General features: G+C 71.7%; 11 protein-coding genes and 3 pseudogenes. 5 read left to right on the top strand and 9 right to left on the bottom strand.

Annotation, left to right across the window (positions count from 1 at the left end; translation table 11 throughout):
- Nucleotides 1–10 precede the first annotated feature (10 nt).
- Nucleotides 11–1,345: pseudogene (locus ACIQWG_RS03210) on the top strand (aminobutyraldehyde dehydrogenase); the annotation flags it as partial.
- Between the two features lie 22 nt (nt 1,346–1,367).
- Here ACIQWG_RS03210 and ACIQWG_RS03205 read toward each other — a convergent pair.
- The 3 genes and pseudogenes from ACIQWG_RS03205 to ACIQWG_RS03195 all read right to left on the bottom strand — a co-directional run.
- On the bottom strand, nt 1,368–3,002 hold the full coding sequence (locus ACIQWG_RS03205; RefSeq protein ID WP_404089610.1) for a sigma-70 family RNA polymerase sigma factor: 1,635 nt from the start codon (nt 3,000–3,002) through the stop codon (nt 1,368–1,370).
- 270 nt (nt 3,003–3,272) lie between these two features.
- Nucleotides 3,273–4,730, bottom strand: a complete 1,458-nt coding sequence (locus tag ACIQWG_RS03200; RefSeq protein WP_404089608.1) for a dihydrolipoyl dehydrogenase family protein — start codon at nt 4,728–4,730, stop codon at nt 3,273–3,275.
- 234 nt (nt 4,731–4,964) lie between these two features.
- Nucleotides 4,965–5,174, bottom strand: a pseudogene (locus tag ACIQWG_RS03195) (diguanylate cyclase); the annotation flags it as partial.
- A gap of 242 nt (nt 5,175–5,416) precedes the next feature.
- On the opposite strand from ACIQWG_RS03195, the gene ACIQWG_RS03190 reads away from it, so the two are divergent.
- From ACIQWG_RS03190 to ACIQWG_RS03180, 3 genes are read left to right on the top strand one after another with little or no spacing between them, the layout of a single operon-like run.
- Nucleotides 5,417–6,784, top strand: a complete 1,368-nt coding sequence (locus ACIQWG_RS03190; RefSeq protein WP_404089606.1) for an MFS transporter — start codon at nt 5,417–5,419, stop codon at nt 6,782–6,784.
- Nucleotides 6,781–8,160 carry an alpha/beta hydrolase family protein gene (locus tag ACIQWG_RS03185; RefSeq protein ID WP_404089604.1) on the top strand — a complete coding sequence of 460 codons (1,380 nt, stop codon included), beginning with the start codon at nt 6,781–6,783 and terminating at the stop codon, nt 8,158–8,160. The genes ACIQWG_RS03190 and ACIQWG_RS03185 overlap by 4 nt, the downstream gene beginning before the upstream one ends.
- Nucleotides 8,161–8,212: 52 nt before the next feature.
- Entirely contained in the window at nt 8,213–9,064 is an 852-nt protein-coding gene (locus ACIQWG_RS03180) for a PaaX family transcriptional regulator C-terminal domain-containing protein (protein WP_404089602.1), read from the top strand.
- A gap of 8 nt (nt 9,065–9,072) precedes the next feature.
- Here the strand turns inward: ACIQWG_RS03180 and ACIQWG_RS03175 are convergent, their stop codons facing one another.
- The 3 genes and pseudogenes from ACIQWG_RS03175 to ACIQWG_RS03165 form a co-directional block, all read right to left on the bottom strand.
- Entirely contained in the window at nt 9,073–10,632 is a 1,560-nt protein-coding gene (locus ACIQWG_RS03175) for a glycoside hydrolase family 30 beta sandwich domain-containing protein (RefSeq protein WP_404089600.1), read from the bottom strand.
- 313 nt (nt 10,633–10,945) lie between these two features.
- Nucleotides 10,946–11,122: pseudogene (locus tag ACIQWG_RS03170) on the bottom strand (transposase family protein); the annotation flags it as partial.
- A gap of 139 nt (nt 11,123–11,261) precedes the next feature.
- Entirely contained in the window at nt 11,262–12,002 is a 741-nt protein-coding gene (locus tag ACIQWG_RS03165) for a DUF1775 domain-containing protein (RefSeq protein WP_404089598.1), read from the bottom strand.
- A gap of 268 nt (nt 12,003–12,270) precedes the next feature.
- Here ACIQWG_RS03165 and ACIQWG_RS03160 point away from each other — a divergent pair, with 268 nt between their 5' ends.
- Entirely contained in the window at nt 12,271–13,275 is a 1,005-nt protein-coding gene (locus ACIQWG_RS03160; RefSeq protein ID WP_404089596.1) for an esterase/lipase family protein, read from the top strand.
- 84 nt (nt 13,276–13,359) lie between these two features.
- Here the strand turns inward: ACIQWG_RS03160 and ACIQWG_RS03155 are convergent, their stop codons facing one another.
- From ACIQWG_RS03155 to ACIQWG_RS03145, 3 genes are all read right to left on the bottom strand, one after another.
- Nucleotides 13,360–13,761, bottom strand: coding sequence for a DUF3592 domain-containing protein (locus tag ACIQWG_RS03155; protein ID WP_404089594.1), 402 nt, complete (start codon nt 13,759–13,761; stop codon nt 13,360–13,362).
- Between the two features lie 126 nt (nt 13,762–13,887).
- Nucleotides 13,888–14,736, bottom strand: a complete 849-nt coding sequence (locus tag ACIQWG_RS03150) for an ergot alkaloid biosynthesis protein (RefSeq protein WP_404089592.1) — start codon at nt 14,734–14,736, stop codon at nt 13,888–13,890.
- The gene (locus ACIQWG_RS03145; protein ID WP_404089590.1) at nt 14,733–15,161 is read right to left on the bottom strand and encodes a nuclear transport factor 2 family protein; all 429 of its coding nucleotides are present in this window, start codon (nt 15,159–15,161) and stop codon (nt 14,733–14,735) included. The genes ACIQWG_RS03150 and ACIQWG_RS03145 overlap by 4 nt, the downstream gene beginning before the upstream one ends.
- Nucleotides 15,162–15,235: the final 74 nt, after the last annotated feature.

Raw genomic sequence — 15,235 nt, 5'->3', positions numbered from 1 at the left:
CGACCCGGCCACCGCACTCCCCCACGGCACGGCCCCGCTGTCCGGTCCCGAGGACGTCGACGCGGCCTGCCGCGCGGCCGAGGAGGCGTTCCAGGGCTGGTCCTCGACGACTCCGGCGCAACGACAGACGGCGCTGCTGCGCATCGCCGACGCACTGGAGCGGGAGGCCGAGGCGGTGACCCTGGCCGAGGTGACCGACACGGGCAAGCCGCGTGCGCTGTTCGTCGCGGACGAACTGCCCGCGATCGTGGATGTGTTGCGGTACTTCGCCGGAGCGGCACGCAACCTGCCGGGCGCGGCGGCCGCCGAGTACACACGGGGCCGCACCTCCGTGCTGCGGCGCGAGCCGGTCGGCGTCTGCGCGCAGATCACCCCGTGGAACTACCCGCTGATGATGGCCGTCTGGAAGGTCGCCCCGGCACTCGCGGCCGGCAACACGGTCGTACTCAAACCGTCCGACACCACCCCGTCGTCGGCGCTGCTGCTCGCCGGGCTGGCCGCGGAACACCTGCCGCCCGGCGCACTCAACGTGGTGTGCGGCGACCGCGACACCGGGCGGGCCCTCGTCGCCCACCCGTACGTCGGGCTGGTGGCGGTCACCGGCAGCGTCCGCGCCGGACAGGAGATCGCCTCCGCCGCCGCGGCCGACCTCAAACGGCTGCATCTCGAACTCGGCGGCAACGCCCCCGTGGTGATCCACGCGGACGCCGATCTCGACGACGCGGTCGAGCAGTTGTCGGCGCTGGCCTACTACAACGCCGGACAGGACTGCACGGCCGCGACCAGGATCCTGGTCGACCGGCGCATCCACGACACGTTCGTCACCCGGTTCTCCGAGCGGGCCGCACAGCGGCGGCCCGGAGCACAGGACGACACGGAGGCCGACTTCGGACCGCTCGCGAACGCAGCCCAACTCGCCTCCGTACAAGGCCTGTTGGAGCGGCTCCCGGAGCGTGCCGAAGTCGTCACCGGAGGCTCGGCACTGGACCGTCCCGGCTACTTCCACCAGCCCACGGTGGTCACCGGGGCCGGGCAGGGGGACGAGATCGTGCAGAGCGAGGTGTTCGGCCCGGTCGTCACGGTCCAGCCGTTCGGCGACGAGACCGAGGCCTTCCAGATGGCCAACGGCGTCCCGCAAGGTCTCGCCGCGAGTGTCTGGACCCGCGACCACGAGCGTGCCATGCGGGCGAGCCGTGCCCTGCGGACCGGCATCGTCTGGGTCAACACCCATGGCACGACGGTGTCGGAGATGCCGCACGGCGGCGTACGCCACTCCGGCTACGGCAGCGACCTCTCCCTCACCGGGCTGCTCGACTACACGCAGGTCAAGCACGTAATGCTGTGACCGGCGCTGTCCGGTTCACGGCTCAGAGCTCGGCGCCGAAGTTCTGCGTCCACCAAGGGCCGCCCGCACCGTCGTGGACTCCCACGCCGATGTCCTTGAACGAGCAGTTGAGGATGTTGGCGCGGTGGCCGGGGCTGTTCATCCAGGACTCCATCACGGACTGAGGGGTCTGCTGGCCCATGGCGATGTTCTCCCCGTACGTGGACCAGCGATAGCCCGCGGCGGTGATGCGCTGCCCGGGGTCGGCGCCGTCCGGGTTGGTGTGGTCGAAGAAGTCGCGGGCGGCCATGTCCTCGGAGTGTCCCAGCGCCGCCTTGTTCAGCAGGGAGTCCTCGGCGAGCGGACCGCAGCCGGCGTTCGCCCGTTCCTTGTTCACCAGCGCGACCACCTGCCCGACGGTGTCGGCCGGGGCCGACTGGGCCTGGGGGGTGCTGGACGCGGTCCGGGTCGGCCGGGTCGAGGGACGGGGGGTGGGCGAGGCCTTCTTGGTCGGCTCGGCGGACTTGGTCGGGCTCGGCTTCTTCGACGGCGAGGCGGACGGCGACGGGGACTTGGAGGGCGACGCGGAGGTTTCGAGGGGGCGTTCCGAGAGGTCCGCCACGGGGGCTCCGGCGGTGCGCGCGGCGGTCGGTTCCTCGGTCCCGGTGCCGGGGTCGGAGTCGAGGTACCAGAGTCCGCCGCCCGCGACACAGGCCGCCACTACGGCTCCGCCGACGGCCCGTCGCTTGATGCGCCGGCGGCGTCGGGCCTCGCCGCGGGAGACGGCCCGGCCTCCGGCCCCGCGGTGCCCGGCGGCCCTACCGCGAACTGCGTGACCCGTCGACCCGCTCGCCAGGGAAGTCGAGCCGACCGGTGCCATACCGCCGGAGGCCGCGAGCACCCTCTCCAGCAGGGCGGGCGCCGCGGCGACCAACGCGAGACCGGCCAGCAGCCCTTCGGCGGGCAGCAACCCGCTCCACAGACCGGAGCAAAGCGCGCATCCTCGGGCATGCCTGGCTATTCGCTTGCGCCACAACGCCGAGGGCCGGCCGTCCCAGGTCGCGAGAACGCCTTGCAGTTCCTGGCATCGCGGCCGCGCGTCGAGTGCCCGTACCACCACGCGGGCCGCCTCCAACTGCGCCTTCATCCGCTGCACGCGGACCGCCGTGTGCTGCGGCGACAGCTCCAGGGCCGCGGCGACCTCGGGCCGGGTCAGCTCACCGGCGCACTCCAGCCACCACAGCGACAGCAGTCCCCGGTCGTCGGGTTCGAGCCAGCGGGTGGCACGCGCCGTCTCCTGGCGCTGGCCGGACAGTTGGAGCTGCACCAGGGTCAGGTCCACGAAGTCGGCGCCCGGGTCGGCGAGCTCCTCGGCCTCCTCGACGCCGCCCGGGGCGGACTGCCGGTCGTGCCAGTGCGCCCGCACCTGGTTCATCGCGATCGCCACCAGCCAGGACCGGAAGCTCTCGGGAGCACGCAGACCGCCGAGCGCGTCCAGCGCGCGCAGCATGGTCTCCTGCACCACGTCGTCGACGTCGACCGATCCGTTCAGAGCCCGCCCCACCACGTTGTACACCAGCGGGAGGTACGCACTGACCAGGGCGTCCTGAGCCTCCGGGTCGCCGCTGCGGGCGGCGTTCACCAGTGCCGCGAGATCCCTCGTGCGCTCTGTACTCATCAGAAAACTTCCCTGCCCTCGACGCCGAACGATGCTGTCCGATACCTGGGAGATCGCTCGGTGGACCGTGGATAACAGTTCTTCGGAGATTTCTTCGGACGCTTGTTCCCCGTGAGCCTCACGAGGCGCGACGAGGCGCGCAATGGGGAACGTCACATCGAGGTGAACCCGAGGGAAGTTGGGAGCTACGGAACGTGCCGGTATGGGGCCAATGCCCTGCCTGTCCTGCCGATCGGGCCGACCGGTCCGGCCCTACGGCACCGACCCGTGTCAGTCCCGGTCGCGTCGGTACGCGGCGAGAAGGAAGAGCCAGATCTCGCTGACCGTGGGGAAGCACGCGATGGCGTGCCGCAGGCGCTTGAGCGGGATCTCGCCCGCGACCGCGACGGTGGCCGAGTGCAGCAGATCGCTGACGCCGGGGCCGACGAAGGTGACGCCGAGCAGGACGTCCCGGTCGACGTCGACGACCAGGCGGGCGTGGCCCGGGTAGTCATCTGCGTGCAGGTTGGCGCCCTGGGCGGCGTTGAAGTCGAGGTCCACGGTCTGGACGCGGTGACCGGCGCGCTCGGCCTGCTCGGCGGTCAGGCCCACCGACGCCGCCTCGGGGTCGGTGAAGAACACCTGGGGCACCGCGTGCTGGTCGGCGGTGGTGGCGTGGTCGCCCCAGGGACCGTCGTCCAGGGGGCGCCCGGCGGCACGGGCGGCGATGGCGTCGCCGGCGGTGCGGCCCTGGTACTTGCCCTGGTGGGTGAGCAGGGCACGGTGGTTGACGTCGCCGAGGCCGTACAGCCACGCTCCCTCGACGTCCCGGACGAGGCAGGTGGTGTCGACGTCCAGCCAGGCGCCCGGGGTGAGCCCGACGGTGTCCAAGCCGATGTCGCCGGTGCGCGGGGCGCGACCTGTGGCGAACATGACCTCGTCGGCCTCCAGTTCGCCGCCGTCGTCGAGGGTGAGGGTGACCGGGCCCTTCGGGTCGGGGCGGCGCAGCGCGGTCACCCGCACGCCGATCCGGACGTCGGCGCCCGCGGCGGTGAGGCCCTCGGCGACCAGTTCGCCGGCGAAGGGCTCCATGCGCGGGATCAGGTGACGGCGTGCGAGGAGGGTGACCCGGGAACCCAGGCCCTGCCAGAGGGTCGCCATCTCCACGCCGACGCCTCCGCCGCCGACCACGGCGAGCCGGTCGGGCACGGTACTGGAGTCGGTACCGTTCCGGTTCGTCCAGGGCCTGGCCTCCTCGATGCCCGGGAGGTCGGGCAGCACCGGGTCGCTTCCGGTGGCGACGGCCACCGCGCGCCGGGCGGCGAGGGTCTGGCGGGCACCGTCGTCGCGGGTGACCGTGACGCGCCTGGGGCCGTCGATCCGGCCGTGGCCGCGGAAGAGGTCGGCGCCGATGGACTTGACCCACCGGGCCTGGCCGCTGTCGTCCCAGTCGCTGACGTAGCGGTCGCGACGGGCGAAGACGCGGTCGGTGTCGAGCGGTCCCGTGACGGCCTGCCGGGCGCCGTCCACGCGGCGGGCGTCGGCGACGGCGATCACCGGTCGCAGCAGCGCCTTGCTGGGGACGCAGGCCCAGTAGGAGCATTCACCGCCGACCAGCTCCCGCTCCACGACGGCCACCGTGAGACCGGCGGCGCGTGCGCGGTCGGCGACGTTCTGGCCGACCGGACCGGCGCCCACCACGATCACGTCGTACGTTGCGGTGCCCGGGGTTTCCTGCGGCTGGCTCATGGCTTCCTCGCCTCACGAGACGGATCCGTGCGTACCGACTTCCTGTAACCGCGCGGCACCGCTCGCCCGCCGCGCTGCGCCCATTCGGCCCACGAAGAGCAGCCATAAGCGCCGCCTTCGGCCCATGCGGCAGGCCGGCCGGGCGCGGCGACAGGTGCGTGCCGTCAAGCCGACGCGGCAGGCGTCTCACGAGCACCGTGGGGGGCCGCCGCCTGTGCTGCCGTGGGTATGCGCCTACGCCGGCCAGTCGGAGTTCTTGACCACATCCACGAAGTCACCGCGGACGAAGCCGGGCACGAAGTGCTCCAGTACGCCCGCCTTGACGTTGCCGAAGGTCGTCTCGGGGCGGTCCTGAAGACCCTCGGCGAAGGCGGCGAGGATCCGGTTCTTGAAGTCCGGGCGGGGGTGGGCCGCGACGACGGCGGCGCGCTGCTCGTCGGAGACCTCGTGACCTCGGCAGCCCGGCGAAGCGGTCTGGGCAGCGACGAGACCCTGCGCCGCGCCTTCGCCCGCCATCTGGGCACCACCCCGCCCGAGTACCGCAGGCGTTTCACCACCACCCGTCCCCAGGACCCGTCGTAAGGACGCGGGCGACCGACCGTCCCTAATGTTGTGCACTTTCTTGACGGCGGTCACCACAGAGCCTACTTTCGCGATGTCCTTCCCACCGCTCTAGGGAGACCGCGATGCCCCCGTCCCCCGTCGCATCACCGTCACCGTCCCCGTCCACGAGCCCCGAGCGCACCCGGCAGTTGCGACGGGTCGCCCTGTCCGGACTGCTCGGTACGGCCGTGGAGTTCTACGACTTCCTCGTCTACGGCACCGTCGCCGCGCTCGTCTTCGGCGAACTGTTCTTCCCTGGTGCCGACCCCGCCGTAGGCACCATCGCCGCCTTCGGCACGTTCGCCGCCGGCTATGTCGCCCGCCCGCTCGGCGGCATCGTCTTCGGGCACTTCGGCGACCGGCTCGGCCGCAAGTCGATGCTGCTGCTCACCATGGGCCTGATGGGCGGCGCCAGTTTCCTCATCGGGCTGCTGCCGACGTACGGCACGATCGGTATCTGGGCTCCGGTCCTGCTGATCGCGCTGCGCGTCCTCCAGGGCGTCGCCATCGGCGGTGAGTGGGGCGGCGCCACGCTGATGGTCGTCGAGCACGCCGGGGAGCGGCGCCGCGGTCTGTGGTCCAGCTTCACGCAGATGGGAGCACCGCTCGGCTCCCTGCTGTCGTCGCTCGTCGTGACCCTCGTGGTCGCCATGCCCCGCGACCAGTTCACGGCATGGGGCTGGCGGGTTCCCTTCCTGATGAGCGTGGTGCTGCTCGGCGTCGGGCTCTTCGTCCGGCTGAAGGTGGTCGAGAGCCCCCTCTTCGCCGAGGTGAAGAAGGACCGAGCCGAGGCACGGCTGCCGATCCTCGACGTCCTGCGGCGGCCCCGGCCGCTGCTGCTGGCCTGCTGTGTCGGGATCGGCGCCTTCACCGCCCAGTCCCTGCTGACCAGTTACCTGATCGCGTACGCGACCGGCATCGGCTACGCCCGCCCGCAGGTACTGACCGCGCTCACGGTCTCCGCCGCCGTCGCCCTCGTCGTACTGCCCTGCGCCTCCGCGCTGTCCGACCGTGTCGGGCGCCGCCCGGTCGTCCTCACCGGCGCCGTCCTCTCGGCCGCCACCGCCTTCCCCGTCCTCGCGCTGATCGACTCCGGGTCACCGGGCTCGCTGATCCTCGCCGTCGTCATCGGCCACGGCATCGCCCAGTCCACGATGTACGGCCCGCTGGGCGCCCTGCTCACCGAGATGTTCGGCACCCGGGTCCGCTACACCGGCGCTTCCCTCGGCTACCAGGGAGCGACGCTCATCGGGGCCGGGTTCTCCCCCATGATCGCCGGCAGCCTGGTCGCCGGCAGCGGCAACGGCACACCCGTCGCGCTGCTGCTCTGCGGCGGCTCCCTCGTCACCGCGGTGACCGTGTGGTTCGTCCGGGAGACCAGCCGTACCTCCCTTTCCGCCCCCGCCACCGAACTTCCCGCCACCGCCCGCACGGAGGAGATCACCGCATGACGCCCGGCACCCGCACCGCCTGCGCGACCGCCCTCCTGCTCGCCGTCACCGCCCTCCCCGCCCCGGCCGTCGCCGCGACCCCCGCGCCCACCCACGTGGACGGCCGACTCCCTTCCGGGGCCACGTACATGATGGACGTACCCGCCGACTGGAACGGCACCGTCCTGCTCTTCAGTCACGGCTACGCCTCCGGCCCCACCAACCCCGCCCAGGACGCCCCGGACGACGCCACCAAGGCCCTCCTCCTCGGTCAGGGCTACGCCCTCGTCGGTTCCTCCTACGCCACCACCGGCTGGGCGGTGACGGACGCGGTCCCGGACCAGCTGGCCACCCTCAGCGCGTTCACCGACCGCTTCGGCGCGGCCTCCCGCACCCTCGCCTGGGGACGGTCGTACGGCGGACTCGTCACCACCGCCATCGCCGAGCGCCATCCGGAACGGATAGACGGCTCGGTCTCCCTGTGCGGGCTCGTCCAGGGCGGCGTGGCGAACTGGAACAACACCCTGGATCCCGCTTTCGCCCTCAAGACGCTTCTCGCGCCGGGCTCCGATGTGCCGCTCGTGCGCATCGCGGACCAGACCGCAGCGGACGAGGCGGCCGACGCCCTCACGGCGGTGGTCGACTCGGCGCAGTCGACGCCCGAGGGGCGGGCCCGGATCGCCCTGGCCGCGGCCCTGCACAACATCCCCGGGTGGAACCAGCCCACGCAGACCCGGCCCGCTCCGACCGACTGGGACGCCCAGCGGGCCCATCAGTACGAGGCCGTCAAGGGGCTGCTGAAGATCGCCGCCTTCAACCGGCGCCAGGAGGCCGAGGCCCGCGCGGGCGGCAACATGTCGTGGAACACCGGCGTGGACTACGCGAAGCTGCTCGGGCGGTCGTCGGTCCGCAAGGAGGTGACCGAGCTGTACCGGAAGGCCGGACTGTCCCTGCGCGCCGACCTCGCCGTCCTCGACCGGGCCCCGCGGATCGCCGCCGACCCGGCCGCCGTGTCCTGGATGGCCGGCACCAGCTCCTTCACCGGCGAGCTGACCAAGCCGCAGCTGTCCGTCCACACCACCGGTGACGCCCTCGTCCCCGTCCAGACGGAGAGCGCCCTGAAACGGGCCGTCACCGCCGCCGGCTCGGCGTCCCTGCTGCGGCAGGCCTACACCGACAACGCGGGCCACTGCACCTTCAGCCCCGCCGAACAGCTCGCCGCCCTGCACACCCTGGAGGACCGCCTGACCAGGGGCCACTGGGTCGGCACCGACGCCGCATCTCTCAACTCCCGTGCCACGCAAACCGATCCGACGACACCCACCCGCTATGTCCGCCACCACCCCACCCCCTACCTGCGCCCCTACGACCTCGCGCACCCCGGCGACGGCCGGTGAAGCCGTACGGCCGCCCGCCGCGCCCTCGGCTGGCGGCCGTACCCTTGCCACCGTGGAGGACGACGACATCCTGGACGGTCAGGACACCTCGGAGGGCCCGCAGCCGCGCCCGCAGTCACTGATGCTCGCCTTCTTCGGCAACCACGTCCTGGAGGAAGGCGACGTCGGCGTCTACTCCGGCAGCATCATCGACGTGCTCGGCCGGGTCGGGGTCGGTGAGCAGGCCGTACGCTCCACGCTGACCCGCATGGTCAACCGGGGGCTGCTGCGGCGTCAGCGCGAGGGCCGCAAGATGTTCTTCGGCCTGACCCCGCAGGCGACGCGCGTCCTGCGGGACGGTCGGACCCGCATCTGGCAGCAGGGCGCGGTCAACGACGACTGGGACGGCTCCTGGACCCTGCTCGGCTTCTCGCTGCCCGACTCCTGGAAGCGGCAGCGGCACGACCTGCGCTCCCGGCTCACCTGGTCCGGGTTCGGTGCCCTCTACAGCGGGCTGTGGATCGCCCCCGGGCACGTCGACGTCTCCGAAACCGTGGCGGAACTCGGCCTCGCCGCCCACGTCAAGGTCTTCCACGCGCAGGCCGACGCGGCCACCGACATCGAGGTGATGGTCCGCGACACCTGGGACCTGGAGAGCATCGCCGCCCGCTACGTCGTCTTCGACAAGCGCTGGACCGCGCATCTGGACGCCGGGGGCGGGGACGACCCGATCGGCACCCGGCTGCGGCTGGTCAGTGAATGGCTGTGGACCATCCGTACCGATCCCAGGCTCCCGGCCCGCCACCTCCCCCCGGAGTGGCCGGCCCGCCCCGCCCAGGACACCTTCCGGCGCGTCGCCGACCACACCGCCCTGCCCGCGCGGCGGATGGCCCGGGAACTGCTGGAGACGACGCGCCTGCGGTGAGCGGCCGGTTACTTCTCTCCGTCCCGCTCGCCGTGTCCCGCGTGCCCGTTCCACCGGTAGGTGGCGAAGGACCCGGCCGGCACCGTCACCACGAACCGCTGGCCGCCCACCGCGATCCGGACCCTGCGGTCGGTACCGGCGCTGTTGCCGAGGACCGCCACGTAGGTGCGGTCGCCGGAGCGGTAGACGACGTTGCTGACGCCGTTCTCCGTGGCGCTCGACTCCAGGCGCACATCGCCGGGTGCGAGGTACCTGGCGAACTGCCCGATCCCGTACAGCTCGTCGCGGACGGTGAACTTCTTCGCGACGGTGTCCACCTCCACCAGCCGGTCCGGCCACTTGGTGGTGGCCGCGACCTCGTCCCAGTCGATGTCGTTGTCGCGGTAGGGCGTCCAGTGCAGGGTTCCGCCGTCCTGGTCCGTGGCCTGGGCCCAGAGGATGTAGGAACTGGCGTCCAGACGGAAGTCGTCGAGGACGGTCGCGGGCGAGAGGTCGCTCGTCTCGGTCATATGGACCGGCTTCCCCGTCTGCTGCCGGGCGTCGCGCATGACGCTCGCGTCGCCCCAGTACGGGTGGAAGGCGATGCCGTCCGCCGCGCGCCGCACCTGCTCCCCGGTGACGGAGCCGTCCGGGGCGTCCTCGAAGATGCGGTGGTAGTTCTTGGTCGTCGTGCTGTTGGGGTCGCGCCAGTCCCAGAAGTTGAAGTCATGGACGTAGAGCTGGGTGTTCAGCCGGGCGGCGCGCAGTTCACGCTTGATCGCCAGGGCCAGCTTCTGCTGCTGGGCGACGCTGATGTCCATCGCCGGGTAGACGACGTCCATGCCGGGCTCGTTCAGCAGGGTCAGCGCGTCGACCCGGACGCCCTGCCTGGCGTACGCCTGGACGAACTTGACGTAGTAGCGCGCGAACACGTCGACGCAGTCGTCGCGCAGCTTGCCGACCTGGTAGTGCTCGGTGGTGCTGCCGGGCTTGAGCGCGACCTCGCCGGTGAACCGGTTGTTGGTCTTCATCCACGCCGGGGCGCTCCAGGCCGAGGCGAAGAAGGTGGCCTTGGGGTTGTGGCGCTGGATGAGCTTGATGGTCTCGACGATGTGCAGGTCGATGTCCCGCTGGATGGAGAAGTGCTTCAGGCCGAAGTCCTCGGTGACGCCGGAGGGAAGGTCGTCCAGCGACCAGAACGGCAGGTGCTCGATGAGGTCGGGGCTGCCGATCGTCAGCCGGAACCGGTCCAGGCCCGCGCCCCGCTTCGGGTCGACCAGCAGCCGGATCGCCCGCTCCCGTTCGGCGGGCGTGAGCTTCCACAGGTTGGACACGCTCGTCTCGTCCAGGGAGAAGCCGACGCCCGCGTACTTCTGGCGGGTGGCGGCGGGGTCGACGACCACGGTGGCGTCCACGGGGCCGCCGCGGTCGTCGCCCGTCCGCACGGTCGGCAGCGGCTGCCAGGCGTGCGCGGCACCGGTGGAGTAGGAGCCGGTCACGGCCTGGCCGTGCGCGGCCTGACCGGTTCCGACCAGTGCGGACAGTGTCGTGACCGCGACGGCCGCGAAGGTGGTGAGGGGACGTCTCACAGCTGCTCCTGGACTCGTGGGGGGCAACAACGTGAAGATGAGCGGGAGTTGAGATCCAAGCAAGACCCGCACACTTACGTCAAGGCGTGAAGAAAGCATCGTTACGGGGAGCCCTCAGCGGCCCGGTCGCGATCGGGACCGGGCTGCCCACCCCGGTGCCGGGCTTTCAGGTCAAGGTGAGCACTGGCCCCTCGACGCCCAACACCGATCGCAATGACGATATTTGATGCCACGTCAGTCCGAGAACACGGGAAGCGAACCGGAGCGTGACGTGTGACGCGCCCTTGGCCGCGTGCCGTGTCGCACCCCGTGCGTCCCGCGGGCTGTCGGGCAGCCCGAACAGCGGCGGCCACCAGCCGCAACGTGGGCTTCGTGCGCCAGTACGTCGCCACCAGCAGCACCCGGTCTGCCGGCGGCAGCCGCCGGGACGGCCGCGCCGGACGTCATATCCGCGGCGCCGCACCAGCCCTGTGAACTGCCCCTCGGTCAGCCCGGAGACCGGCTCGAGCCGCTTCGGATCATCTGCTCAGATCACTCCACCCTTGCCCGACCGACGCACCAACCGCCCCACCGGTTACGGGACATCTCCAGGTACGACCGCCTGCCGCACGGCGTCGCCCACCACGTCCTCAGGCAGCCCCACCCCGACGCCTCCGCATCCACCACGCCCCGCCACCGAGCACCACCACCACGGCCGCCCCGATGCCCACGGGCACGGCGGCGGACATGCCGTCGTCGTCCTTCGCGTCGTCCGCCACGGGCTGCGTGGAGGACTGCTCGGCGGCCGGCTCGTCCGATGCCGTGGCAGAAGGGGCGGGAGTGGTCGGGGCGTCCGTGGGGGTGGGGCTCACCGACTCGGCACCGGGTGCGGCGGCCTTCAGGGCCAGCCGGGGTGCGGGGTGGCCGTGCCCGTGTCCGTCGCCCTCGGCCTCCTCCAGTTCGATCCAGCGGTCGACCTTGCCGTCGCTGTAGCTCTGGAGGGTCTTGAAGACCACCTCCTTCGCGTCCGGCAACTGCCGTACGGTCACGACGTACTCGGCGTCCTCACCCACCGCCAGCTTCGGCCCGGACACCGTGTAGCCACGGCCGGTGGGGGCGAACTTCCAGCCCTTGGGCCCTTCTTCGTAGGTGACGTCCTGCGGGACCATCCCCTCGGGCAGGATCACCTCCAGCTTGCTTATCCCGGCCGTGCCGGACTCCGACTCGGCGGAGAAGGTCAACTCGACGTTCTGGTCGAGGGCCCGGGCTCCCTCGGCCTCCACCTCCGTGTGGGCCGCCGCCGGTCCCGTGGCGGCCAGGGTCACCGCGAGGGCGACGGAGGTGAGGACGCCGATCCGGCGCAGGCTGTCTGTCTGGGTGGAGCGGGGCACGGATGACTCCCTTGTACCGAGGACGTGGTGGAGCGGCCGACGAACGGCCCTCTCCTCTCACAGGTCGGCTGGAGGCCCCGAAGAGTTCCCGGCGTACCCGGGAGATTTTCGCCGGGACGGATCGGGCCGCTCGGATTCCATGGGCTGGACGGATGAAAGGCGTCTGCTCCATAAGAGGTGCCCGAGCGGGTGTCGGGCGCTGCGGCAACCCGTTCCTCGATGATCTTCGCGTCGGCGCTCGGCCGGCTCTGAGGCGAGGAGTGGCCCGATGTCGGATCGGATGGTTACCCGGAAACGTTCGCACGGGCGGCGGGGCGCACTCGCCGCCGCCTGCGCCGGTCTGGCGCTGTCGCTGACGGCCGGCGTGCCGGGCGTGGCGACCGCCTCCGACGGCCCCGTACCGCCGCGACCCGCTCTCCGGATCCTCGACGCCCCAGCGGCGGTGGCCCAAGGGCTGCTCCACCCGGATGCCTCGCCGGCCGGGGCCAACGACTGGAGCTGCAAGCCCACGCGCAGGCATCCTCGGCCGGTCGTCCTGCTGCACGGCTCCGCCGCCAACCGCTTCAACAACTGGAGCATGCTGTCCCCGTGGCTGAAGCGGCAGGGCTACTGCGTCTTCGCGCCCAACTACGGCGGGGCACCGGGCAGTCCGTTCCAGGCCACCGGTCCCATCGCGCGATCCGCCCAGCAGGTCGCCCGTTACGTCGACCGCGTGCTGAAGGCCACCGGTGCCCGCCAGGTCGACCTAGTCGGGCACTCCCAGGGCGGCGGTCCGACGCCCCGCTGGTATCTGCGCTTCGAGGGCGGCACGCAGCCCAAGCATCCGAAACGGAACAAGGTCCGCGGTCTCGTCGCCCTGGCTCCCTCCAACCACGGCGGTGACATCTCCGGCGTCGGCAGGCTGACCACCCAGCTGGGGCTCGACCCGGCCATGTCCGCCGTCGTCGGCCAGGCGTGGTCGGATCAGATGGTCGGCTCCGAAATGAACCGGAAGCTGGACCGGGACGGCGACACCCAGCCGGGCGTCCACTACACCGTCATCGCCACCCGGTACGACGAGTTCGCCACGCCGTACCAGAACAGCTTCCTGACCGCGGGGCCTGGCGCGACCGTACGGAACATCCTGATCCAGAACATCTGCCCGGAGGACCTCTCCGAGCACCTGTCGCTCGCGTACGACTCCAACGCCGCCCAGCTCGTGAGCAACGCCCTCGACCCCGCCCACGCACGGCCCGTGCGCTGCGGTCCGGCGCTGCCCGTACTCGGGGGCTGAGGAAGAGAGCCGGACACGGCGGGCCGTTCGGTTCACACCGTGTCCGGCGCCCGGCACGTCTCGCGCGGGCCGGCACCGGCGTGCTCAGCGAGTCAGCACGACCAGGACCGCGGTGCCCAGGAAGAGCGTTCCGCCGATCGACAGACCGATGTACGCCGCCCTGCGGTGCCTCGCGGTGAACACCCGTGCCGTGTCCGGCTGTTCGGGGAGATGGACGACCGGGACATGGGTGCCGAGAGCGAGGCCGAGACCTGTCCCGGTCGCCCGGGGCCGGAACCTGACCCGTCGCCCCTGCCGGTCGGTGTACTCGATCACCGGCGTCCAGGGGTCCTCCGACGAGGACCGCTCCCGGTCCACGACCACGCCCTCTGCGTGCACCCCGTGCCGGACGAGCCGTCGGATCAGGCGGTACTCGCGGACGCCGGCCCACAGGCACAGCGCACCCGCGAGGACGCACAGCACGACGCCCACCGTTTCACCCGTCATCGGTCACCCGTCTCCGTCGGTTCCGGCGCACGCTCGCCGCCGGCTTCACCCTGACACGACGCGGATCACACCCCAACGGTTCACGGAGCGCTCTCGTTCACGGCCCGACCGATCAGCTCCGACCGATCAGCTCCGACCCGTCAGCTCCCGCTCGGCGACCGCCCGGAATCCGTTCGGCGGGCGGCCCGTCACACGCCGGACGGTGTCGGTGGTGCGGTCCTCGGCTCCCTCGGCGATGGCACGGTCCATCTCGGCCAGCATCGTGGCGAATTCGAGCGGGATCATCGCGGCGAGCCGCTCCCGCATGTCGTCGTAGGACACGTGGTGGTGGGTCACTCGGCGGCCGGTGACCTCGGTGACGGTCGCGGCGACATCGTCGTGGCTGAGCGCTTCCGGGCCGGTCAGGATCAGGTCGGCATTGGGTGCATGCTCGTCGATCAGGGCGTGCGCCGCCACGGCGGCGATGTCGTCGGCGTCCACGAATCCGACGCGTCCGATGCCGGCCGCAGTCCGGATGACGCCCTGCTCGCGGATGCTGTCCGCGTGGGCGTGCGCGCCGGTGAAGTTCTGCATGAACCACGAGGGCCGCAGCACCGCCCACTCGTCGAACAGACCGGGCAGCGTCCGGTGCACCTTCCCCACCGCCGGACCGCCCTCCGGGATCGCCGACGAGCTGAGCAGTACGGCGCGCCGCACTCCCACGGAGCGTGCTTGCCGGAGGAACGGCAGCATGACCGCGGCGGGGTCCGGATCGCCGATCGGGGGGACGAGGTAGACGCGGTCAATGCCGGTGAGGGCGTCTTCGTGGGTGGCGGGGTCGTACCAGTCGAACCGGGCCGCTTGCGCCCCGGGCACCGGGGTGCCGCTTCGGCCGGCGGCCTTGACCCGCTGACCGGCGGCGATCAGCCGTGCCGCGGTACGGCTGCCCGTGGTGCCGGTGGCGCCGATGACCAGAGTGGCGCCGGTGGCCGTCATCGGGCGCCGCTCCCGGTGAAGTCCACGCCGGGTTCGGCGACGGCGAGCGGGTTCCAGTAGTCGCGGTAGGAGGCGAAGTGTCCGTCCCGGACGGTCACGACGGCGATGTAGGTCATGTCGAAGTCGCCGCCCGTCTCGACCAGTCGGCCCACGCCCCGCATCTCGACCACGATCGTCCCGGGGTCCGTCGTCTCGTGGATCCGCAGGTCGGGGAAGTCGTGGAGGTCGATGTGGTCGGGGTAGTCGCGCATGTAGGAGGCGATGGCCTTCCGGCCCTCCAGCCGCCCGGGCCAGCCCGGCGGCCCGAACGGGAACTCCATGACGCCGTCCTCGGTCCACAGTCCGACCCAGGCGGCGATGTCCTTGTCCAGGAGCAGCCGCAGGCTGTGGCGGTACAGGTCCGCCGGTGAGGTGGTCGTGGGCATGAGTGTCTCCTTGCCGTACGATACGGACCAACGGTCCGCTTCGCTGGAAACAATACGGACCGCCGGTCCGCATC

The sequence above is a fragment of the Streptomyces sp. NPDC098781 genome (assembly GCF_044759995.1).
In the GTDB taxonomy this organism is placed as follows: Bacteria; Actinomycetota; Actinomycetes; order Streptomycetales; family Streptomycetaceae; genus Streptomyces.
This window is presented reverse-complemented; position numbering and strand designations above follow the sequence as displayed.

Bases quoted from the DNA above. Each gene is read 5' to 3' on its own strand.
- ACIQWG_RS03205 (WP_404089610.1), bottom strand. From the start codon at position 3,002: ATGAGTACAGAGCGCACGAGGGATCTCGCGGCACTGGTGAACGCCGCC.
- ACIQWG_RS03200 (WP_404089608.1), bottom strand. From the start codon at position 4,730: ATGAGCCAGCCGCAGGAAACCCCGGGCACCGCAACGTACGACGTGATC.
- ACIQWG_RS03190 (WP_404089606.1), top strand. From the start codon at position 5,417: ATGCCCCCGTCCCCCGTCGCATCACCGTCACCGTCCCCGTCCACGAGC.
- ACIQWG_RS03185 (WP_404089604.1), top strand. From the start codon at position 6,781: ATGACGCCCGGCACCCGCACCGCCTGCGCGACCGCCCTCCTGCTCGCC.
- ACIQWG_RS03160 (WP_404089596.1), top strand. From the start codon at position 12,271: ATGTCGGATCGGATGGTTACCCGGAAACGTTCGCACGGGCGGCGGGGC.
- ACIQWG_RS03155 (WP_404089594.1), bottom strand. From the start codon at position 13,761: ATGACGGGTGAAACGGTGGGCGTCGTGCTGTGCGTCCTCGCGGGTGCG.
- ACIQWG_RS03150 (WP_404089592.1), bottom strand. From the start codon at position 14,736: ATGACGGCCACCGGCGCCACTCTGGTCATCGGCGCCACCGGCACCACG.
- ACIQWG_RS03145 (WP_404089590.1), bottom strand. From the start codon at position 15,161: ATGCCCACGACCACCTCACCGGCGGACCTGTACCGCCACAGCCTGCGG.